Below are 423 nucleotides of genomic sequence, written 5' to 3' on the forward strand. Positions count from 1 at the left end.
CGCCGCCGTAGACCGTGTAGACGGACGAGGCCGACGTGCCCTTGAAGGTCGCCGCGTCCTCGCCGACGTCCTCCCACCAGACGTTCTGCAGGGTGCAACTGCCCGCGCAGTGCACGCCGTCGGCGGCCGGTGAGCCGATGATGACGTTCTTGAGGACCGCGCCGTCCTTCAGATTGAAGATCGGGTCCTGGCCCTCGTCCTGGCCGCTGCCGCCCAGGTCGCCGCTGCCGGAGAACCGCTTCAGCCCGCCGTCGTACGTACCCGGGACCGAGATGGTCGAGGACACCGACTGGCTGCCCGTGGCCGTCGGCCAGGTGGTCGCCGCGCCCGCCGACGACAGCGTGACGCTGGTGAAGACCGCGGCGCCGGTCAGGCCGACGGCGGTGGTCAGGGCGGCGATGGTACGGCGGCGTGCCCGGCGGC

1 protein-coding gene is annotated in these 423 nt (G+C 72.3%); it reads right to left on the reverse strand.

The features are described 5' to 3' along the window. Positions 1-423, reverse strand: a 423-nt coding sequence (locus tag J0695_RS37510; RefSeq protein WP_242553688.1) for a pectate lyase, incomplete at both ends; no start/stop codon positions are given.

Origin of the sequence: Streptomyces beijiangensis, assembly GCF_017315755.1 — a bacterium.
GTDB lineage: Bacteria > Actinomycetota > Actinomycetes > Streptomycetales > Streptomycetaceae > Streptomyces > Streptomyces beijiangensis.